Genomic DNA, 21791 nt, shown 5'->3' with positions numbered 1-21791 from the left:
GGTTGCGGGAGGACCCGCCGGGAGGTGCGGTCAGGCGGTCTCGCCGGGGTGGGGCGGGAGGCCGAGGCTGGTGCGGATGGCCTGCTGGACCGTGGTCTTGCCGGCCCGGGCGTCGACCGTCATGACGTACTCCTTGCGCCGGAACAGCTCCAGCACCGGATCGATCTTGGTGTGGTAGTCGCGCAGCCGTCTGGCCAGGGCGTCAGGGGTGTCGTCGGTCCGGGTGACGAGTTCGCCGCCGCACACGTCGCAGCGCCCCTCGGTCGTGGGCCGGTGCGCGATCAGGTTGTAGTCCATGCCGCAGCGCGAGCACAGCCGCCGGGCGAGGACGCGCCGGCGTACCTCCTCGTCCGGCAGGTCGAGATGGATCACCCCGTCGATGTCGTAGCTCTCCAGGAAGAACTCCGCCTGGCGGCGGTTGCGCGGGAAGCCGTCGATGATGAACCCGTAGTTCCAGTCGTGCAGGTGGAGCCGGTCGCTGACGACATCCTCCACCAGGTCGTCCCCCACCAGCTCCCCCGCCGCGACGACGCGGCGCACCTGGGCGCCGAGCTTGGTGTGGTTCTTGACGTGCCAGCGGAAGATGTCGCCCACGCTGATGTGCACCAGATCGAGGTCGTCGGCGAGCAGGGCGCTCTGGGTGCCCTTGCCGCTCCCCTGCACGCCCATGATCACATATTTCCGCATGTCACACTTCCCGGGGGTCATTTCTTATCTCTTGCGCATCGTCACCATCCCATCAGTGTTCATGCGCGCCGGACCGGCAAATGCTGTCATGAAACCGGAAGGGCGATACGTAGATTTCCCGATGCTTTACGGGCCGGTTGCGCCTATTGTCAGCAAGATCGAGCGCCTTCGGAGAAGGTGGGTCCATGCGTACGCTGCCCGTGTTCCTGTCGTTGTTGTCAGGCCTGCTCGTGACCGCGACGTCCGCCGCTCCGGCAGGCGCGGCGGCGAGGCCCGCGAAGGTCGTCCCCGACGTCGTCTTCCAGCGGGCCGACTTCGCCACCGGCACGTCCGAGGGCACCGCGGCGGGCGACGGGCTGACGTTCGGCTCGGCCGCGGGCACCGTCTCCCACACCGACGCGCTCGGCACCAGGACCTGGGAGTACGCGCGCTGGACGGGCCCCGAGCGGGCCGTCGGGTTCCCCGCCACCGAACTGATCGCCTCCTGGACGGCGGACGTCCCGGCGGGCTCGTGGATGCAGGTCGAGACCCGCGCCAGGAACGCCGAGGGCCTCACGAAGTGGTATTCGCTGGGCAGGTGGGCGTACGCGGAGGGCGACATCCGCCGCACGTCGGTCCCCGGGCAGGGCGACGGCGACGCGTCGGTGGCCGTGGACACCCTGGTCGCGGCCGCGGGCAAACCCATGACCGCCTACCAGCTGCGGTTGACCCTCTACCGCGCGCCCGGCTCCTCGGCGACGCCGCGGGTGCGCACGTCCGGCGTCATGGCCTCCAACGTGCCCGACCGCGCGACGGTGCCGGTCAGCCCCGGCGGCGGCGCGTGGGGCACCGAGCTGGACGTGCCGCGCCGCTCCCAGAACGTGCACCAGGGCCACTACCCGGAGTGGGACGGCGGCGGCGAGGCATGGTGCAGCCCGACCTCGACCACCATGGTCCTCGGCTACTGGGACAGGTGGCCCAGCGCCCAGGACACCTCCTGGGTCGACCCCTCCGACCCCGACCCCGAGGTCGATCACGCCGCCCGCCACACCTACGACCACGCGTACGAGGGCGCGGGCAACTGGCCGTTCAACACCGCCTACGCGGGACGGTACGGAATGGACGGGTTCGTCACCCGGCTGCGCTCGCTGACCGAGCTGGAACACCTGATCAAGGCGGGCATCCCGGTCGTCACCTCGCAGTCGTTCAAGGCGAGCGAGCTGCCCGGAGCCGGCTACGGCACCAACGGTCACCTCATGGCGATCGTCGGCTTCACCTCCGGCGGCGACGTGATCGCCAACGACCCGGCCTCCTCCTCCAACTCCGCCGTACGCCGCGTATATCCGCGCGCGAACTTCGAGAACGTGTGGCTCCGCAGTTCGAGCAGCGGCGGAGTGGCGTACGTCATCCACCCGCCCGGCCACACCCTGCCCGCAACGACTCCCGGGCTGCCCGCCAACTGGTGACGACCGACTCGACGACGGGCGGAGACCTGCGTACCCTGTCACCCGGGGAAGGCGGGCCAGCCCGTTCGTTTCCCTGCGTACGCCGATCGGGGGGTCGTCCGGTGAGCTGATGCCGCTGCGCACGGCGCCCTCGACGCACCCATCTCCCCATGCCGTGGAGCGCCGGATGACCGAGGACGATGCTGCGACGCTCGAGAAGACCCGGCTGGTGTGGCCTCCACGGCGAAGCGGTCCTTCCCTGCTGCTGTCCGACGAAGGCGCCCGCGTGCTGGTCGCGGGCACGGGCGCGCACCGCGCGCCGTCGCGGCTGCCGCAGGTGCCCGCCGTGCCGCCGACCGTCAACGACGTCTCCCAGTGCCTGGTGGAGCGGGCGGGCCTGGCCGCGTCCGGCCTGAACGTGCTGCTCGACCCGGCGACCCCGGCCGCCCTGGGCGAGGCGCTCGAGCGGGCGGCGCGCGAGGCGACGTCCGTGCTGATGTTCCACTACATCGGCCACGCCGTCTTCGGGCCTGACGACGAGCCGCACCTGGCGACGCAGGCCACCGTCGACCTCGGCGACGGGATGCCCGGCTACCAGGCGCTCCCCTGGTCCGCGGTGCGCGACATCCTGGCGTCCTCGCGGGCCGAGCTCACCGTCGTGGTCCTCGACTGCTGCTTCACCGGCGCCGGCCGGCCCGTGCCGGCCAAGGCGATGGAGAAGGTGACCGGCGCGCCCTGGCCGGGCGCTTACGTGCTCACGTCGTCCGCGAAGGACGAGAACTCGTGGGCCCTGCCCGGCGTCCGCCACACGGCGCTCAGCGGGGCGCTGCTGCGGCTGCTGAACGAAGGCGACCCCGCAGGGCCCCACGACTTAACCCTCGACCACGTCCATCACCACCTGACCCGCGTGCTCCCCGAAGGCGGGTTCCCCCGCCCGCGCCGCCAGGCCGCCGGCCGGCCGGCCATCCTGGCCGAACGCCCGCCGCTCGCGCCCAACCCCGCCCAGACGGCCCGCCGCCCCCATGCGGGCCCGCCGATCGCCTCGCCCGGCGACCTGTCCAGCCCTTACCGCGGCCTGGTCCCCTACACGGCCGAGCAGGCCGAGCTGTTCTTCGGCCGGGAGAGCGCGACGAGGTCCCTGGCCACGCGGGTGCGGCAGGCCCTGCGGGAGGACCCTCCGCCCGTGGTCGTCGGCTCGCAGGCGTTCGAGGCCGGCGGGCCGCTCATCGTCACCGGCGCCTCGGGCTGCGGGAAGTCGTCGCTGCTGCGGGCCGGGCTGGTTCCCGCCATGCGGCGCGACCTCGGTGACGAGCTGTCGTGCCTCGTGCTGACCCCCGGCGCGGAGCCGACGGCGGCGCTGGCGCGCGAGCTGGCGGCGCTCGGCGGCAGCGCGCCCGACCGGCTGCGCGCGGCCATCGATTCCGATCCCGGCGCGGCGCGGCGGGCGCTCACGGGCGTCAAGGGACGCACGCTGCTGGTGGTCGACCAGTTCGAGGAGCTATTCATCGCCTGCACCGACGAGCGGGCCCGGCGCCGGTTCGTCGAGGCGCTCGCCGGGCTGTCCAGGAACGTGGCCGTCGTACTCGCCGTGCGCGCCGACTTCTTCGGGCGCTGCGCGGCCTACCCCGGCCTGCTGGAGGCCATGAAGCGGCCCGAGATCGTCTCGCCCATGACCGGGGCCGAGCTGCGCACGGTGATCGAGCAGCCCGCCCTGCGCTCCGGCCTCTCGCTCGAGCCCGGGCTCACCGACCTGCTGCTGGAGGATCTCCAGGCGAACGCCGACGCGCTCGAACGGTCGGGCGGCCCGCTGCCGCTGCTCTCCCACGCCCTGCTGGCCACCTGGCAGCGGCGTTCCGGCGGCATGCTCACCATGACCGGCTACCGGTCGGCCGGCGGCGTCACCGGGGCGCTGGCGTCGAGCGCCGAGGACACCCTGCGAGGGCTCGGCGCGGAGTTCGAGCCGATGGCGCGCGACCTGCTGATCCGGCTGGTCCAGGTGGACGACCAGATCGGCGGTACGAAACGCCGGGTCGCGCTCGCCGACCTGCTGCCGGGCAACCCCTCGGTGGCCGGGCAGGTGCTGGCCGAGTTCGTCCGCACCCGGCTCGTCACCGTGCGGAACGACGAGGCGGAGATCACCCACGAGGCGCTCATCCGAGCCTGGCCCAGGCTCGGCGGCTGGATCGACGCCGGCCGCGCCGGGCTGCTCGTCCAGCGCCGCCTGACCGAGGACGCCCGGCTCTGGCAGCAACAGGAGCAGGATCCCGCCTACCTGTACGACGCGGGCCGCCTCGCGGCCGCGCTCGCGGTGGTGGGCGGCCGCCCCGCCTCCCACGGCGACGTGCCAGGTCCCGCGGGCACCGACGGCGCCGCGCGCCCCGGCCCGGCGCCCGTCGAGGACGCGATCTCCCGGACGGAGCGGGAGTTCCTCGACGCGTCGGAGCAGCGGCAGAACCGCCGCGTGCAGATCGCCCGCGGGGTGATCGCCGCCCTCTCGGTGCTCCTGCTCGTGGCCGTGAGCGGCGCCGTGGTGGCGCTGGTGCAGCGGGGTCAGGCGAGCAGCCGGGCCACGACGGCGGCCACGCAACGCGACCAGGCCCTGTCGCGCCAGGTCGCCGCCACCGCCGGCCACATGCCCGACACGTCGCTCGCGGCGCAGCTCGCGCTCAGCGCCTTCCAGGTCTCGCCCACGGCCGAGGCCCGCGGGGCGCTGCTCGGCACGCTCTCGCGCCCGATCGGCGCGCGGCTCGTCGGGCACACCGCGCCCGTCGAGCGGGTGGTCTACCGCCCCGACGGCCGGGTGGCCGCGACCGTGTCCAGCGACCTCACCGCCCGGCTGTGGAACGTCGCCGACCCCCTCCGCCCGAAGGCTCTGGGCGTCATGAAGGGTCACACGGGCGGCGTGGGAGCGGTGGCGTTCAGCACGAACGGGCGGATCCTCGCCACCGGGTCCGCCGACAGGACCGCCCGGCTGTGGGACGTCTCCGACACCGCCAAGCCCGCGGCCATGGCCACGCTCAAGGGGCACAAAGAGCGCGTGCTCTCCGTGGCGTTCAGCCCCAAGGGCACCATCATGGCCACCGCGTCCGCCGACCGGACCGTCCTGCTGTGGGATCTCGCCGACCCGCGCAAGCCCAAGCGGGTCGCCGTGCTGCAGCAGAGCTCCGACATCTCCGAGGTGGCCTTCAGCCCCGACGGCAGCCTGATCGCCGTGACGTCGTCCACCGGCGGCGTCGCGCTGCTCGACGTGCGCACCCCCGCCAAGCCGACCAGCCTGGCGACGCTGCCCGCGCAGGACGGCGCGGTCAGGAGCGTGGCGTTCTCCTCCGACGGCGTCTACCTCGCCACCGGCTCCGACACCGGCAAGGTGCACGTGTGGAACGTCACCGCCACCAAGCTCGTCGGCACGGCGAGCGGGCACGGCTCGACGGTCGGTGACGTGGCGTTCAGCCCCGACGGCAAGATCCTGGCCAGCTCCTCCACCGATGGCACCGCCCGCGTGTGGGATCTGTCCAGCCCGAGCTCGCCGCAGGCCGTCGCCACGCTGGCGGGCGCCGGCGGCGCGGTCACCGGCGTGGCGTTCAGCCCGAACGGCCAGAACCTCGCCACCTCCGGCGTGGACGGCACGACCCGCCTGTGGAACGTCGCCAACGCCGCCCGCGTCTCGCCACGCGCCAGGCTCACCGGCCACACGTCCACTGTCGGCGGGCTGGCCATGTCGAAGGACGGCGACACCCTCGCCACCGCCTCCGACGACGAGAGCGTGAAGTTGTGGGACGTCTCCGACCCCGCGGTGTCCACGCCGCTGTCGACGTTGTCGGGGCACACCGCCGCCGTCGTCGCGGCCTCGTTCGCCCCTGACGGCACGCACCTGGTCACGGCCTCGCTCGACAGGACCGCCCGGCTGTGGGACGTCTCCGAGCCCGCCACGCCCAAGCTCGTGGCCACGCTCAAGGGGCACACCGACGGCGTGCGGTCGGCGGCGTACAGCCCTGACGGCAAGAAGGTCGTGACGGCGGGCAAGGACGGCAAGCTCTACCTGTGGGACGTGTCCACACCCGCCGCCCCCAAGCGGGTGGCGGCGCCGGGCGTGGCCGACGAGATGCTCGACACGGTCGCGTTCCGGCCGGACAGCCGCGTCATCGCGACCGGCTCGCGCTCCTCCAACCTGCGGCTGTGGGACGTGTCCACGCCCACCGAGCCGCGCCGGCTGGCCGACGTCCCCGCCCACACCGGCGGCGTGCTGGACGTGCGGTTCAGCCCGGACGGCAAGACGCTCGCCACGACGGCCACCGACGGCACGACCCGCCTCTGGGACGTCACCCGGCCTGAGCGGCCGCGACGGTTGTCGATCCTGCCCGGGCACTCCGCCGACGTGACCGCCGCCGCGTTCAACGCGAACGGCAAAACGCTGGCCACGGCGTCACGGGACGACACCATCCGGGTGTGGAACATCGCCGACCGCGCCCGGCCGGTGTTGTGGGCGGTGCTCACGGGGTCGGGCTCGGTCAACGACGTCGAGTTCGGCCCCGAGGGCACGGTCCTGGCCGGCACCTCCGGCGTCGCGGCCCAGCTGTGGGGGCTGGACGTGGAGCAGGCGCGGGCCAACGTCTGCGAGACCTCGGGGATGACGATCACCAAGGCCGAGTGGACCCACCACCTTCCCGGCGTCCCGTACAAAGCGCCCTGCGCGGCCTGACCCGCTGCCGCCCGGAGCGTGGGAGTAGCCCACCCACCCTCCGAGCTCCTGCTCGGGCGGCTCCTGTCCTAGCCTCGAAGGTATGAACAGGGACAACCCGCTCGGCCAGTTCCTGCGAGCCCGCCGCGAGCTGCTCCGGCCGGAGGATCTGGGCCTGCCACTGGGCGCGCGCCGCCGGGTGGCAGGGCTGCGCCGCGAAGAGGTGGCCCAGCTGGCGGGCGTGAGCACCGACTATTACGTACGGCTGGAGCAGGGCCGCGAGCGCCACCCGTCCGCGCAGGTGGTCGACGCGCTGGCCCGCGCCCTCGTCCTGGAGGAGGACGCGGCCGCCCACCTGCACCGGCTGGCCGGAGCGTCCACCGGGCGGCGGCCGGCTCCCGGACGCGAGCAGGTCAGCCCGCACCTGCTGCGCATGATGCGGGCCTGGCCGCACACGCCGGCGGTGGTGCTGGGCCGCTGCCTGACCGTGCTGGCGGGCAACGCCCTGGGCAAGGCCCTGTTCGCCGGACACGCCCACAGCGACGACCTGGTGCGGCTGGTGTTCCTCGACGTGGACGCGCGGGAGTTCTATCCCGACTGGGACCGGGTGGCGGTCAACACCGTCGCCGGGCTGCGCGCGGCGGCCGGCGCCGACCCCGACGACCCGAAGCTGATCGAGGTGGTGGGCGAGCTGTCGGTCAGGAGCGAGACCTTCCGCACGCTGTGGGCCCGCCACGACATCCGCCAGAAGACCCGCGAGACCAAGCGGTTCCGCCACCCGCTGGTGGGCGAGCTGACGCTCCACTACGAGTCACTGACCGTGAACGGCACCCCCGGCCAGCAGCTGGTCGTCTACCAGGCCGACCCGGGCAGCCCTTCCGAGGAGGCGCTGGCCCTGCTGGGCAGCCTGACGACCGAGCAGGAAGTACGGCGCCCGGCGCACGCCACCGAACGACCGCCCGTCACCGAGGACTGATCCCCCACACCAGCCACGCGCCCGCCCCGATGGCCGGCGCGCCGATATGTCATGCCGGAAAACGCCCGGCAACACCCACACCGACCACGCCCGCACACGACCGACAACCACCGGCTACCGGCCAACGGCCATGCCGCCCACACGCACGACGACCACGCACAACGACCACCACGTGAACATGTGGAACACCACTCTGGAGTGACCCCTCGTATGACCACCCATGACACGCCCGTCTGGTTCATCACCGGCTGCTCCACCGGTCTCGGCCGGGCGCTGGCCGCCGCCGTCCTGGCGGGCGGCGGGCGCGCGGCCGTCACCGCCCGCGACCCGGAGCAGGTCGCGGACCTGGCCGCCCGCCACGGCGACCGGGCCCTGCCCCTGCCGCTCGACGTCACCGACCAGGACCAGATCAAGGAGGCCGTCACCCGGGCGGAGTCCGTCTTCGGCCGCATCGACGTCCTGGTCAACAACGCCGGGTACGGCTATCTGGCCGCCGTCGAGGAGGGCGAGGACCGCGAGGTCCGCGCGCTGTTCGACACGAACGTCTTCGGCCTGCTCGACGTGACCAAGGCCGTGCTCCCCGGCATGCGCGCCCGCCGCGCCGGCCATGTCGTGAACGTCTCCTCGCTCGGCGGCCTGGCGGCCTTCGGCGCGACCGGCTACTACCACGCCACCAAGTTCGCCGTGGAGGGCGTGTCGGAGTCGCTGGCCGCGGAGGTGGCCACGCTGGGCATCAAGGTCACGATCGTGGAGCCCGGCGCGTTCCGTACCAACTGGTCCGGCCCTTCCATGCGCCAGTCTCCCGTGCGGATCGACGACTACGCGCAGACGGCGGGCGCGCGCCGCGCCGCCACGCTGGCGACCTACGGCAACCAGCCCGGCGACCCTGAACGGGCGGCCCAGGCGATCATCGCCGCGGTCGGAGCCGATGCTCCGCCGCTCCGCCTGTTGCTGGGCAGGGCGGCGTACGACGTCGCCTCGGCCCGGCTGGACACCCTCAGAACCGGCTTCGACGCCTGGCGTGACCTCACACTCAGCGCCGACTTCCCGAAATAGGACGGCAGTCCGAAGCCGGCCGACGTACCGCAACGAAAGGGAGCGACCGACATGACCACCACCGAGAAGATCGTCCTGATCACGGGCGCCAGCAGCGGCATCGGCCAGGCCACCGCGCTGCGGCTGGCGGGCGACGGGAACCACGTCGTCATCGGCGCCCGCCGCACGGACCGTCTCGATGACCTCGCCACCCGGATCAAGGAGGCCGGCGGCACGGTCGACGTGCGGCGCCTCGACGTGACCGACCGCGAGGACGTCGCCGCGTTCGCTGACACCGCCGCCGAACGGCACGGCCGGATCGACGTGATCGTGAACAACGCGGGCGTGATGCCGCTGTCCCGGCTCGACTCCCTGCTGGTGGAGGAGTGGGACCGGATGATCGACGTGAACGTGCGCGGCCTGCTGCACGGCATCGCCGCCGCGCTCCCGCACTTCCAGCGCCAGGGCGGCGGCCATTTCGTCACCGTCGCCTCCATCGGCGCCCACGAGGTGGTGCCGACGGGCGCGGTCTACTGCGCCACGAAGTACGCCGCCTGGGCGATCACCGAGGGCCTGCGCCTGGAGCTCGACCCGAGCATCCGCGTCACCACCGTCTCGCCGGGCGTGGTGGAGTCCGAGCTCGCGGACACCATCACCGAGGCCGGCGCCCAGGAGGCGATGCGCACCTACCGGGCGGACTCCATCCCGCCCTCCGCGATCGCCGACGCCATCGCGTACGCGGTCGGCCAGCCGCCGGAGGTGGACGTGAACGAGCTGATCATCCGTCCGGCACGGCAGCGCTGACCGCCGGCGTGGCGCGGCCGTGTGGGCCTGGTCGACACCGGCGACACGACCATCGCCGCCGATCAGGACGGCTACCGTTACCTCGGCATCGACAACACGGGGATGACGCCCGAGCGGACGGTGGCGGTGATCAAGCGGGCGATCCCGGAGATCTACGGCCCGCCGCCGGGGCCCTGATCGATCAGAGCGGCCGGAGCGCGTACGCGATGCCCCGCCGTAAAGGATCGGTCGGCGTGCAGGCGAGAACGCCTGGTCACCGCCGCGCCTTCGGAGGATTTCCGTCGTTCCGTGAGACGTTCGTGCGAGGGGACGGAACGCCCAGAAGGAACTCAGATGCGACACGATCATGAGGGACAGCGGGTCAGCCGGCGGCGGCTGATCGCCGGTGTCAGCTCGCTCGGGCTCGGCGGCCTGCTGTCGGCCTCCGGCGCCAGGGCCGGCACGGTCACCACGGATCTCTCCTCGCTGCTCGCCGGCGCCGGCACGTGCACGCTGACGCCCAGCGCGACGCAGGGACCCTTCTACTTCGACGCCGGCCGGATCCGCAGCGACATCCGCGAGGGCAAGCCGGGCGTGCGGCTGCGGCTGGGCATCAGGATCCAGGACAGCGCGACGTGCCGGCCGGTGCACGACGCCGTGGTGGAGATCTGGCACTGCGACGCTGCCGGCCTGTACTCGGGGGCGGAGCAGGAGTCGAAGAGCGGCAGCGTCGGCATGCCGCTCATGACCGATATGACGCCCACGGACGACAAGCGTTACCTGCGGGGCGCCCAGGTCACCAACCCCGACGGCATCGTGCAGTTCACCACGATCTGGCCGGGCTGGTACCCCGGGCGCACCGTGCACATCCACGTCATGGTCCACGTCAGCGACCGGCGCGTGTTGTGCACGCAGCTGATGTTCGACGAGTCGCTCAACGCCGCGGTCCTGGCGAGGCCCCCGTACTCCGCGAACCCGGGGCGTGACACGGTCAACGAGAAGGACGAGGACTACCGCGACGGCATGCTCATGACGGTCGTGGAGGACGGCGACGGCTACCTGGGCGCGATCGTCCTGTCGGCCGACCCCGACCGGGACGGCCGCTAGACCCGCCGGACGACGCGCAGCAGGTATTCCTTCCTGTTGAGCGGGTTGTGATCGGTGCGCGGGCGCTCGGGAACCGGCCCGCGTACGGGCTGGTAGCGGTCGAAGTCGCACTCCAGCACGCCCTCGCCCCGCGTCAGCCCCGGCAGCTGCTGCTCCAGGGCGTGCACCCCGGCCACCGGGATGTCGCCCGCCAGCATGCCGGGGAACTGGGCGCGCGGCACGGCGCCCAGCCGGGCCAGCACGGGCAGCACCTGACCGGCGGTGTCCGCGGGCAGGTCGATGCGGAAGCTCTGCATCGGTTCCTCCACCATGGTGCCGGCCTGCGCCAGCGCGCTCATCAGGACCAGCGGCGTCAGGTTGCGGAAGTCTCCCGCGGTGCTCGACATGCTCTTGTCGAACCCGCCTCCCATGTGGCTCTGCCTGGCCCAGTAGCCGGTGTGGGTCAGCGTGACCACGCAGTCGACGACCTGCCAGCCGTGCAGACCCTCCCGGAGCGTCTCGTGCACGGTCTCCTCGATCGTCTTCATGAACGCGTACGGCAGCGAGCCCAGCTCCACCTCCAGCCGGAACTCCACCCCGCCGCCGCGCGGGCCCCGCTCGACGCGCAGCCCGACGGTGGCGAGGAACGGGTTGGGATCCTTGGCGATCACCTCGACCGCGGCTCCCGTGCCGATCGGCCGCTCGACACAGATCGTGGTCGTCTCCCGGAAGGCGACGTCGATGCCGTAGTCGTCGCGCAGCGTGGCCTCGATGACCTCCTTCTGCACCTCGCCGTAGAGGGAGACCGACACCTCCTGGCGCACGTCGTCCTGGCGCAGGGAGATCAGCGGGTCCTGCTCGGCGAGCTGGGCGAGGGCCACGTGGAGCGCGCCCCGGTCGCCGGGCCGCACCGGCGTCACCACCGATTCCAGCGCCGGCGGCGGGAAATGGCCCTGCGCCTCGGCCTTGCGCGGCAGGCCGATCGTGTCGCCGATGCGGACGTCGGCCAGGCCCCACAACCGGGCGATGCGGCCCGCGCCCACCTCAGGGCCCGGCGCCGCGCCGCCCCGGTCGAAGACGCTGATCGCGGTGACCTTCCCCTCGCGGGGTGCGCCGGACTCCCCCTCGCGGGCGAAGGTCAGCCGGTCGCGGATGCGGATCCTGCCGGAGAACATGCGCACGTAGGCGATCTTCTCTCCCGCCGGGCCGCGTTCGACCTTGAAGACCGTGCCGGACAGCGGGCCCTCAGGATCGCCCTCGGCGGCCGGGAGCAGCTCCTCGATGCCGGCGATCAGCGCGTCGACGCCGGCGCCGGTGATCGCCGAGCCCGAGAACACCGGGTGCGCCAGCGCCTCCCCCGTCTGGGCGGCGAGCTCGGCGCGGAGCCCGGCGTAGGAGACGGAGCTCTCGTCGTGCACGTACGCGGCCAGCAGCGACTCGCTCTGGTCCGCGAGCACGTCGAGCAGGCGGCCGGCGAAGGCGGGCTCGTCGCCGGACGGCGTGAAGGACGCGCCGGCCGTGCCGTGACCGGCGGCCGACCCCATGGAGACGACGGCCGGGCAGAGCTTCTCGGCGAGCTCGCCCAGCACGCGGCCGGGGTCGGCGCCCCGGCGATCGATCTTGTTGACGAAGATCAGTGTGGGGATGCCGAGCCGGCGCAGCGTGCGCATGAGCACGCGGGTCTGCGGCTGCACGCCCTCCACGGCCGAGACGACCAGGACCGCGCCGTCGAGCACGCTCAGCACGCGCTCCACCTCGGCGATGAAGTCGGGGTGTCCGGGCGTGTCGATGAGGTTGACCGTGGTGTCCCCGACGACGAACGAGACCACCGCGGACTTGATCGTGATGCCGCGCTGCCGCTCCAGGGCCAGGGAGTCGGTCTGGGTGTTTCCGTCATCGACGCGGCCGGGCTCGTCGATGACGCCGGCGGCGTGCAGCAGCCGCTCGGTCAGGCTGGTCTTACCGGCGTCTACATGCGCGAGGATCCCGAGATTGAGGATAGGCACCGAACGTCATGTCCTTCATTGAGATGGGGCTTCCTTCCTGGGTGGACATGACAGGTGCTCGCATGGTGGTGCTCCTTCTGATCGTTCGGCTGAGGTCAGCACACCAGAGCCGCGACCGGCGGGGCAAACGAATTTTCCTGGACGCTCGACCAGGCCGGCCGCCGCGCTCAGGGCGGCCGGCCTGATCACACCTCGCCCGCGGGCGCGACCGCCTTGGCGGAGTCTTGTGACTCCAGCGACTCGACCGTGCCCCGCTCGCCGTCGACCCTGATGCGGTCGCCGTCGCGCAGCCGCATGGTGGCGTTGCCGGTGCCGACCACGGCCGGGATGCCGAGCTCGCGGGCGACGATCGAGGCGTGCGACAGCGGCGCCCCCAGGTCGGTCACCACGGCGGCGGCCCGCGGGAACATCGGCGTCCAGCCGACGTTCGTCAGCGTCGTGACCAGGATCTCGCCCGGCTTGAGCCGCTCGCCCTCCTCGGGGCCTGAGAGCACGCGGGCGACGCCCTCGACCACGCCGGGCGCGCCGGGGAAGCCGGTCACGGTGTCGCTCACCGTGACGGAGGATCCGCGCGCGTCGTGGAGGTCGCCCCGGCGGCCGGGATCGGCGGCCCAGCGCACCGGGTCGAAGTGCCCGACGATCAGCGCCGGGTAGGGCGGCAGCGCGGCGTACCGCTCGTAGGTGGCCCGCCGCACGGGCACCCGCTCCAGCGCCGCCGGGTCGCCGCGCAGCAGGGCGAGCAGCTCCTCCAGGTACAGGAAGAACACGTCGTCGCCGTGGCCGGTCAGCTCCCCCGCGCGTACGGCGAAGGCCCGCAGCACCCAGAAGGCCCTGATGTTCTCGGAACGGGTCGCCTCGCGGTCGCGCACCACGGCGCTCCACCGCTGGACCCGGGCGCGCATCCTGGCCTCCTTGCGGGGATAACGCTCGGCGAAACGCGCCCACGCATCCTCCCTGGCCCTGGCCTGCCGGGTGAGCAGCGCCTCCGTGTCGTCCCGCAGGCCGCCCAGCCCCGCGAGCTGGGCGTCGATCCAGCCGGGGTCCTCGCCCGGGCGGGGAATCGACACCTCGAACTCGTGGGCGCCGCGGTGCCCGTACGTGCGGGCGAACTCGGCTCTGGTGATCTCTCCCCTGGCCAGTCTGGACAGCCCCATCACCGGGCCCAGGCTGGCCAGCTCGCCGCCGCTGTTGACCCCGGTCAGCATGGCTTCCGCGTCGAGCTCGCCCATCAGCCGGCGCAGGCGGTCGCGGGTGAAGACCAGGGTCGTGCCGCCCTGGCGGCCGGCCGCCTCCAGCATGCTGCAGGCGGTGACCGTGTGCTCGCGGATCTCCGTGTCCCACAGGGCGGCCAGTTCGGCGGCGGAGCCGGTGGCGGCGACCCTTTCCCGCAGGTCCTCGCAGCGCTGCTGGGAGGTGGCCAGGAACGCGTGCATGCCCTTGAGGTTCGTACGCACGCGGCGGCGGATGCGCACGGCCATGGGCAGCACGCGCTTGAGGATCTCCCACCGGGAGACCTTCACCAGCGGCACGTCGAGGCCGGGCGGGACCTTGCCGAAGACCTGCTCGACCGCGCTGAGCCGGCTCTTCATGCCGAGGGCCGTGGCGATGGAGTGGACGACGCTCAGGTTCATGTAGAAGCGGCCGCCGATGTTGCCGACCAGGTCGAAGCCGGGCAGGGTCGAGGCGGACATCGCCTCGGCGATGAACAGCCGCACGAACGACCACGTCAGCGGCGTCATCACGTCGGGGATGGCCTCGCCCAGGTTGCCGCCGGTCCACAGGTAGTCGCCCTTGAGGCTGTCGTTCCACTCCTCGACCTCGGGGGCGAGGCCGGTGATCGGGCGGGCCTGCACGATGGCGAACGCGCCGTCGCGCGAGGCCCACTCGACGTCCATCGGCGTGCCGTAGAGCGTCTGGATGCGCGCGCCGATCCCGGCCAGCTCCACGGCCCGCGCGTCGTCGAGCACGGCCGTGCCGCGCAGGTCGCCGGGCATGGTCCGCTCTTCGGTGCCCGTGGCGGTGCGGACGGTCATCACCGTCTTGTCGGCGATGCGCGACTGGACGACCGCTCCGCCGGACACCACCACCGTGTCGGGGGTGACCTGCCCGCCGACGACCGCCTCGCCCAGCCCCCACGAGGCGTTGATCACGGTCTCGTCGCGGGCGCCGGTGACCGGGTTGGCGGTGAACATGACGCCGGCCGCGTCCGCGTCGACCAGCTCCTGCACCACCACGGCCAGCGCCACGTCGTCGTGGGGGACGCCGTTCTGGTCACGGTAGGCGATGGCTCGCGGGTTCCACAGCGAGGCCCAGCAGCGCTTGACCGCGTCGAGCAGGGCGTCGCCCCTGATGTTGAGGTAGGTGTCCTGCTGCCCGGCGAACGACATGCCGGGCAGGTCCTCGGCCGTGGCCGAGGACCGGACGGCGACGGGCACGTCGCCGCCGAGCGCCGCGTACGCGTGGCGGATCTCCTCGGCGATCTCGGCGGGCATGTCGTGCTCGGCGAACATGCGGGCGATCACGGCGGGGTCGGCGGAGGACGCCCTGAGGACCTCGTCACGGAAGTCGGCCACGAACGCGCGGTAGGCGCCGGTCGTGACGTGGAACCCGCCGGGGACGGGCAGCCCCGCCCTGGCCAGCCGGGCCAGTGAGGCGCCCTTGCCGCCCGCGGTCGCCAGGTCGGCGGCGGCGTCGTCGAGGGGGATCACGGCCTTCATCGCGCACTCCCCGCGGTGCTGCCGTTCATCGAGGCCGCCAGCTTCGCCTGCGCGATCTCCATGACGGCGTCGAGGTAGTCGAGCGTGGCCCGGGCCACGGCGTCCGCGTCGTCGCCGGAGGGCGGGTGGCCGGTGCTCATCGTGCGCTCGATGGTGTCGGCCACGAGGTCGGCGACCTGGTCGTCGGAGGGCCGGGTGATCCCTTGCATGCCTTCGGGCATGAGCAGGAACCCGTAAAGAGTCGCGCCGACCACCATGGCGTGGTCTCCAGGCTCCTCGCGCACGGCGCCGCGCTTGATCAGCTCGGCCAGGTAGGAGTCGAGGGCCGGGAGCAGCTCCGGAGCGCTCGTCCCGCGCAACTTCTGGCGGGTCAGCTTGCCGAGCATCGCGGAGTCGTCGCCCAGCAGCGCGTGGAGCAGGGGCCGGCGCAGCAGCTCGCGGGCGAACGCGCCGTAGAGCGCGCTGAGCGTGGCGGGCTCGCCGCGGCGCACGTCGTCCAGCATGAGGACCCGCTCGCGGCGCAGCAGCGCCGTGAACAGCTCGTCGCGGGTCTTCCAGTGCAGGTAGATCGTGCCCTTGGCGACGCCGGCGCGCTTGGCCACGTCGTCGATCGTGGTCTTGTCGTAGCCCCACCGCAGGACCAGCTCGCTTGCGGCGTCGAGGATCCGGTGCGCCCGCTCGCGCTGGCGCGCCGGATCCTGTGGCGGTCGTCCTGGCTTGACCATGCATCTCACCCCGTTTGTTTGACTAGATGAGATTAAACGGTCATTAAATTATGCGCAAGCTCGTGCCGCGGTCAGCCGATCTTCGCGAGCAGCGCCTCCGCCTCCGTGGCGAACGACGCGTCGCCGGTGTCCACCGCCCTGCGCAACATCCGCCTGGCCTGCTCCAGGTCGCCCCGCTCGTACCGGATCTCGCCCAGCCGGCAGGCCGCCTCGGCCACCAGGTCCGGCTGCTCGGTCAGACCCAGGGTCTGCTCGTAGTACCGCAGCGCTCCGTCGCGGTCCCCCAGCCAGTAGCAGAGCTCGCCGAGGTGCGCGGATGCCAGCCCCGACTCGGAGTCGCCCGCGTCGATGACCCGCTGGTACCAGGTGAGCGCCTCGCCGAAGTCCCGCTCGCGCTTGGCCAGCGCGCCCAGGTACATGGCCGCCAGGGCGCCGTTGTGCCCGTCTCCCGCGTCGACGGCCCTGCGGTACCACTCGCGCGCCCGCGCCCCGTCCTCGTCGTGGTAGGTGTGCCCGATCCCGATCATGGCTCGCACGGCCCGGTCGGCGTCGCCGGCGTCGAGCACCCGGCGGTAGACCTCGCGGCCCTCGTCGACCTCGCCCGCCCGGACCAGCGCCTGGGCGAACGCGACAAGCGCGGTCGGGTCGCCGCCCTCCGCCGCCTCCCGCAGGGTGCGCAGCGACTGCTCGGTGTCGCCCTGGTCGCTCTGCAGCATGCCGAGGAGGCTGGCGAACACGCCTCTCGCGGGGCTGTCGGCGTCGCCCGCCTGGCGCTCGGTCAGGTCGTAGAGGGCCTCGGAGTCGCCCTCCGGGTCGAGCAGCTCAAGCAACCTGCCGCCGGCCACGAAGCGCACGTCGGGGTTGTCGTGCTCGTGCAACCGCTCGTAGATCGCGCGGGCCTCCTCCGTACGCCCGAGCTCGGCCAGCCGCTCGGCCACCCGCAGGTCGGTGAAGGGCCCGGCTCCGCCCAGTTCGTAGTACCCGCGGACGGCCTCCGGGTCCTCGCAGAGGTCACCCAGCCCGCGGGCCGCCTCGGCGGCGCTCTCCCCCATGAGCGCGAGCACCTGCATGGCCAGCGGGTGATCGCCGCGCCCGCAGGCCTGATGGGCGAGGGTTCCGAGGTTGTTCACGGCGGTCCCGGCCAGGTCGGTGCCGGTGCCCGCGGCCGCCTCGAACGCCCGCGCGGCGCCGAGATCGTCGCCCTCCTCGTGCAGCCAGACGCCGAGTTGCACGCCGCCCCTGGCCATCGCGTCCGGGTCGCCGGACTCGATGGCCAGCCGGACCTCGCGGGCCGCCCCTTCCGTGTCGCCCAGCTCGCGCAGCGCCCTGGCCAGGTCCACCCGCATGCTCGACGTGGTGGCGGGGAAGCCGGCGTCGACGCCCATGCCGTACGCGCGCGCCGCGGCCTCCATGTCGCCCCTTGCCTTGCAGGCGTCGCCCCGCGTCCAGTGGGCCATGGCGACGGTCTCCGGGTCACCGGTGGCCACGGCCTGCTCGGCCTCCCGCTCCAGAGCGTCGTGGTCCTCCTCCTGGAGCAGATGGACGAGCAAGTGGCGGCGGCATTCGAGGTCGCCCGCCGCCGCCCCCTCGGCCAGCGCCACGCGCACGCCTCCGGTGTCGCCGCGCTCGCCCAGCAGATCGGCCAGGACCATGGCGGTGGCGGGCAGCGCGGCCCTGGCCGCCTCCACGGCCCCGTCGAGGTCGCCGCGGCGACGGCGTACGACCGCGATGTTGCGCCAGGCCGTCGCGGCCGTCTCCGCCCGCTCGGTGGCGGGCAGGAGGCTCAGCTCGGCCCGGCAGTGATGGCCCTCGTTCGTGAGGACGACGCCGAGGTCGATCCTGGCCTCCGCCGCGAGCGCGGGCTCGCCCAGCTCGGCCACGAGCTCGCAGAACGGGCCCGCCACGCCGTCGTCCATGTCCTGCGCCCTGGACAGGACCTCCCGCAGGGCCTCCTGCAGGCCGGCCGGGTCCGCGCCGGCCAGCAGGTCGCGGACGCCGGGCAGGTCCTCGGCGTCGAGCGCGAGCAGCAGCCCGGCCGTCAGCTCGGAGCCGGTCTGCTCCGTCAGCGCCGCCAGGGCGCCCTGCCGGTCGCCCTCGGCCGCCAGCACCCAGGGCAGTTCCTCGGGGGTGGCCCGGCCGAGGAGGTGGCGGGAGACGGCGGCGGCGTACGCGTCGTCCTCCTGCGCGGCGGCCCGCTCCAGGGCGAAGTGCGCGGACTCGCTGTCACCGGCCGCCATGAGGCAGCGGCCGGCCTCCAGCATGGTCCGCGGCTCCGAGGCCGGATCGATGGCCGCGGCCCGCTCGAACGCCGCGCGCGCGGGCTCCAGGTCGCCGGTCCTGGCCAGCAGGGTGCCGCGCAGCCGTTCCGACTCCCCCGTCACCTCGGGCGGCGCGGCCGTCATGGCCGCGAGCGCGCCCTCCGCGTCGCCGTGGCCGAGCAGGAACCGGGCGAGGTGCAGCGACGCGTTCTCGCCCAGCGCCGCGACCAGCCGCTCGCCGGCCTCGTCCACGCGGCCACAGGCCACCAGCGCCTCGCCGAGCCCCAGGGCCACCGGGGCCCGCAGGCTCTCGTCGCCGGTCTCCGGCACCCCGGCGAACGCCTCGGCGGCCTCGGCGTGCTCGCCGAGCTTCATCAGCGCCCGTCCCGCGGAGTGCAGCGCCACCGCGGTCAGGTGGTCGTCGCCTCCCGTGGCGGCCTGCCGCCACGCGTCCACGGCGCCGCGCTTGTCACCGGCGTCGTCGCGCAGGGCGCCCAGGTAGCAGCCGGCCCGCTGCCGCAGGTCCGGGCCGCCCGCCGCGACCACCAGGGAGAGCGCCCGGTCCGCGGCGCCGGCCTGGCGGGTGCGCTGCCAGGCGTGCGCGCACTCCATCGCGAGCGCGCCGGCCATCCCCTGCGCGTCTCCCTCGGGGAACGCCGCCGCGGCGGCCTCGAAGTCCTGGCCGAGCAGCGCGTGCCCGAACGTGCTGACCTCGTCGGAGCCCAGCGCGAAGGCCGCGCGGGCGGCGTCGAGATCGTCGAGCCTGACCCTGGTGTACCCCAGCAGCAGCGCGCTGCGCTCCCCCTCCCCCTGGGCGATCAGCCGCTCGTGCAGGCGGCAGGCGGCCAGCAGGTCGCCCTGCTGCTCGTACAGGCCCACGAGGTCGGCGGCGGCCTCCACGCGCAGGCCCCGGTGCTCCGCCGCCGTCGCCCGCTCGTACGCGGCCCGCGCCAGGAGCGGGTCGTCCTCGGCGACGAACCCGCCCAGCGCGTACGCCACCCAGGCCGCCAGCGCGGGATGACCGTCCGTCCAGGCCCGGCGCAGCAGCGCGGTCGCCTCGTCCGGGTCCTGCAGCACGTCCTTGCGGATCAGGGCGGCGTACGACAGCGCCAGCGGATCGCCGGAGCCCGCCGCCCGCTCGAACAGCTCGGCCGCGTCGGAGAGGTCGAACCCGATGGAGACCAGCATCTGGGCGAACACGACGGTCCCGATCGCGGCCACGCCGGGATCGGGGTGGTCCATGGTCGCGCGGTAGCGGGCCAGGCCCTCCTCCCTGCCCAGCCGCTGGTGGTCGAGCATCGCCGCGAGCACGGGGTGGGGCTGGTCGCCCGGCTCGCCCAGCAGGTGCAGCAGGAACGTCGCGCTGAACCCCTGGACCAGGTCGTCGCTCTCGGCCACGTACGTCAGCAGCTCGTCGGCCTGCTCCCGGTCGCCCTCGCCCAGCTCCAGCTCGGCCAGCGCCACCATGGCCCGCAGCGACTGCGCCGGCGCCTGCGAGTCTGCGGCCCTGCGCAGCAGCCGCCTGGCCTCGGCCAGGTCGCCGCCGCGCAGCCGGGCGAGACCGTTGTCGGTGTCCTGGAGCGCCTGCTCCTCGACGGGGTCGGGCAGCGGCTGCTGCATGGCGTCGTGGTCGAGCAGCAGCCCGGCCTTGTACGCGGCGTCGGCGTCGGCGTGCCCGGCCGCGGACTCCGTCAGCTCGATGATCTCGTCGTGGGCGCCGGGGTGCTGTTCGAGCAGGATGCCGAGCAGGGTGACGCTGATCGAGGCCCACTCGCTCTCGCCGGCCTCCAGCACCGCCCGCAGCGCGGCCAGCGCCTCGGGCACCTCGCCCGCCTCGGTGTGCATCTGGGCCAGGCACGCCTGGGCCTCGACGGCGTGCTCGCGCTGCCCGCTGGCGATCACCCTGCGGAAGATGGCCTTGGTCTCGTCCTCGTCGCCGAGTTGCGCGGTCACCTTGGCCAGCTCGATCAGCGACGGCAACCGGATGTCGGGCCTCGGGTCCTCGGCGGCCACTCGGTAGGCGGCCGCGGAGTCGGCGTACTCGCCGAGGTCCACCAGGACGGCTCCGAGCAGCTTGTGCGCCATGGCCAGGTGGTCGGGGTGACCGACGGCGATGGCGTGCTCGCACACCTCACGGGCCGCGTCGAACTCCTCCGCCTCGGCGTACAGCTGGTAGAGGCGGAACGCCGACAGCGACACGACCTCGGGGTCGCCGCAGGTCAGCAGCGCCTGGTAGTCGTCCTCGCCGTCGGCCGCCTCGTACAGGTCGTGGGCCGAGGCGGGATCCTGCTCGAAGTCCGGCAGTTCGAGCCGCGCGGCCAGCTCGGCCACGGCGGGGCTGTCACACCTGCGGGCACGTTCGAGCGCCTCCTGGGCGCCCTGCGCGTCGCCCAGCTGGGTGCACACCAGGACCATGGCCGTCTCGGCGAGCGCGGCCACCTCGAAGTCGGCGCCGTCGGAGGCGATCGTCAGCACCCGGTGGGCCGCCGGCCACTCCTTGGCGTTGACCAGCATCATGCCCATGGCCATGGCCGAGCGCTGCCCGAACACCGGATCCCCAGACTGGATCACCGAGCGGTGCGCCGCCTCGGCGCCGTCCAGGTCTCCCTGCTCCTGCAGCACCCCTGCCAGCAGGTGGGACGCCTCCGGGTCACCCGTGGCCGCGATCTGCCTGAACAGCGCGGCGGCCTCGTCGAGATCTCCCGCCTCCCAGTGCTTCATGGCCGCGTCGAGCTGTTCTGACGCCATCATCTCTCCAAGGTCATCCAATAATGTGAAAAAGCTACACATACGCCATGCTTGGTCACAGCCATTCCGGGATCTCGGAGTCGACGCACCGGGAAGCGGGGCCGCGCCGTAGCGTGGAGTCCATGGGCAAAGCGTTCTGGATCGACCAGGAGTTCGACAGGGACCGTGACGGGCGCTATGCCGTACACGTGCGCAAGAACCTCGACGAGTTCGAGTGGGGTGACATCGCGCCCGTCAGGTTCGCGTGCGCGGCCTGGCGGCTGGCCACGCCGCCGTCGCTGACCCCCGGCTACGTACGGTGGGACCGCCGCGTCCTCGAGGCGACCTGCCACCGCAACACCTGGGACGGCACCCTCTACGCGCGCGTCAGGGTCGTCTCGCCGCTGCCGGAGGAGCTGACCCGGTCGCGGGCCTGGTGGCGCGACCGGGGATGGCTGGGCTGGCAGGAGACCTTCGGCCAGTACGTCGAGCCGACCCAGCAGGATCTCGCCAGGATCCCGTTCCTGCGGGCCACGCTGCTGGTCGAGGCGCCGGTGCCGCTCGACGACCTGCCGCCGGAACCCGAGGGCCCGCACGACGAGGTCGAGCAGAGCGCCCACCGGGCGGTGGTGGTGCTGGCCCGCGAGCTCAACGCCCTGGTGTCGCCGGTGCTCGACCAGCTGGGCTGA

13 protein-coding genes are annotated in these 21791 nt (G+C 73.3%); 8 read left to right on the top strand and 5 right to left on the bottom strand.

What is annotated here, in order from left to right:
- Window positions 1-30: 30 nt before the first annotated feature.
- On the bottom strand, window positions 31-687 hold the full coding sequence (locus ABGB01_RS02300) for a nucleoside monophosphate kinase (RefSeq protein WP_347769716.1): 657 nt from the start codon (window positions 685-687) through the stop codon (window positions 31-33).
- A gap of 185 nt (window positions 688-872) precedes the next feature.
- Here ABGB01_RS02300 and ABGB01_RS02295 point away from each other — a divergent pair, with 185 nt between their 5' ends.
- From ABGB01_RS02295 to ABGB01_RS02265, 7 genes are all read left to right on the top strand, one after another.
- Window positions 873-2132, top strand: a complete 1260-nt coding sequence (locus tag ABGB01_RS02295; RefSeq protein WP_347769714.1) for a C39 family peptidase — start codon at window positions 873-875, stop codon at window positions 2130-2132.
- A gap of 166 nt (window positions 2133-2298) precedes the next feature.
- Window positions 2299-6810, top strand: a complete 4512-nt coding sequence (locus ABGB01_RS02290) for a hypothetical protein (RefSeq protein WP_347769712.1) — start codon at window positions 2299-2301, stop codon at window positions 6808-6810.
- Window positions 6811-6892: 82 nt separating this feature from the next.
- Window positions 6893-7765, top strand: coding sequence for a helix-turn-helix transcriptional regulator (locus tag ABGB01_RS02285; RefSeq protein ID WP_347769710.1), 873 nt, complete (start codon window positions 6893-6895; stop codon window positions 7763-7765).
- A 210-nt stretch (window positions 7766-7975) separates the two neighbouring features.
- Entirely contained in the window at window positions 7976-8821 is an 846-nt protein-coding gene (locus ABGB01_RS02280; protein WP_347769708.1) for an oxidoreductase, read from the top strand.
- Between the two features lie 51 nt (window positions 8822-8872).
- Window positions 8873-9604, top strand: a complete 732-nt coding sequence (locus ABGB01_RS02275; RefSeq protein WP_347769706.1) for an SDR family oxidoreductase — start codon at window positions 8873-8875, stop codon at window positions 9602-9604.
- A 21-nt stretch (window positions 9605-9625) separates the two neighbouring features.
- Window positions 9626-9781 (top strand): hypothetical protein, encoded by a 156-nt coding sequence (locus tag ABGB01_RS02270; protein ID WP_347769704.1) that lies wholly within the window; start codon window positions 9626-9628, stop codon window positions 9779-9781.
- 156 nt (window positions 9782-9937) lie between these two features.
- A complete protein-coding gene (locus ABGB01_RS02265) occupies window positions 9938-10690 on the top strand; it encodes an intradiol ring-cleavage dioxygenase (RefSeq protein WP_347769702.1) in 753 nt (250 codons plus the stop codon).
- On the opposite strand, the gene ABGB01_RS02260 is transcribed toward ABGB01_RS02265, so the two are convergent.
- From ABGB01_RS02260 to ABGB01_RS02245, 4 genes are all read right to left on the bottom strand, one after another.
- Window positions 10687-12675: a translation factor GTPase family protein gene (locus ABGB01_RS02260; protein WP_347769700.1), complete on the bottom strand. Its 1989-nt coding sequence runs from the start codon at window positions 12673-12675 to the stop codon at window positions 10687-10689. The genes ABGB01_RS02265 and ABGB01_RS02260 overlap by 4 nt on opposite strands.
- Before the next feature lie 185 nt (window positions 12676-12860).
- On the bottom strand, window positions 12861-15392 hold the full coding sequence (locus ABGB01_RS02255) for a PEP/pyruvate-binding domain-containing protein (protein WP_347769698.1): 2532 nt from the start codon (window positions 15390-15392) through the stop codon (window positions 12861-12863).
- Window positions 15389-16117 carry a TetR/AcrR family transcriptional regulator gene (locus ABGB01_RS02250; RefSeq protein ID WP_347769696.1) on the bottom strand — a complete coding sequence of 243 codons (729 nt, stop codon included), beginning with the start codon at window positions 16115-16117 and terminating at the stop codon, window positions 15389-15391. The genes ABGB01_RS02255 and ABGB01_RS02250 overlap by 4 nt, the downstream gene beginning before the upstream one ends.
- A 71-nt stretch (window positions 16118-16188) precedes the next feature.
- Window positions 16189-21123, bottom strand: a complete 4935-nt coding sequence (locus ABGB01_RS02245) for a tetratricopeptide repeat protein (RefSeq protein WP_347769694.1) — start codon at window positions 21121-21123, stop codon at window positions 16189-16191.
- Between the two features lie 122 nt (window positions 21124-21245).
- Here ABGB01_RS02245 and ABGB01_RS02240 point away from each other — a divergent pair, with 122 nt between their 5' ends.
- Window positions 21246-21791: a hypothetical protein gene (locus ABGB01_RS02240; protein ID WP_347769692.1), complete on the top strand. Its 546-nt coding sequence runs from the start codon at window positions 21246-21248 to the stop codon at window positions 21789-21791.

Origin of the sequence: Nonomuraea sp. B5E05 (assembly GCF_039880665.1) — a bacterium.
Classification (GTDB): Bacteria; Actinomycetota; Actinomycetes; order Streptosporangiales; family Streptosporangiaceae; genus Nonomuraea.
The sequence above is the reverse complement of the archived record's forward strand: the minus strand, read 5'-3'. Positions and strand labels throughout refer to the sequence as shown.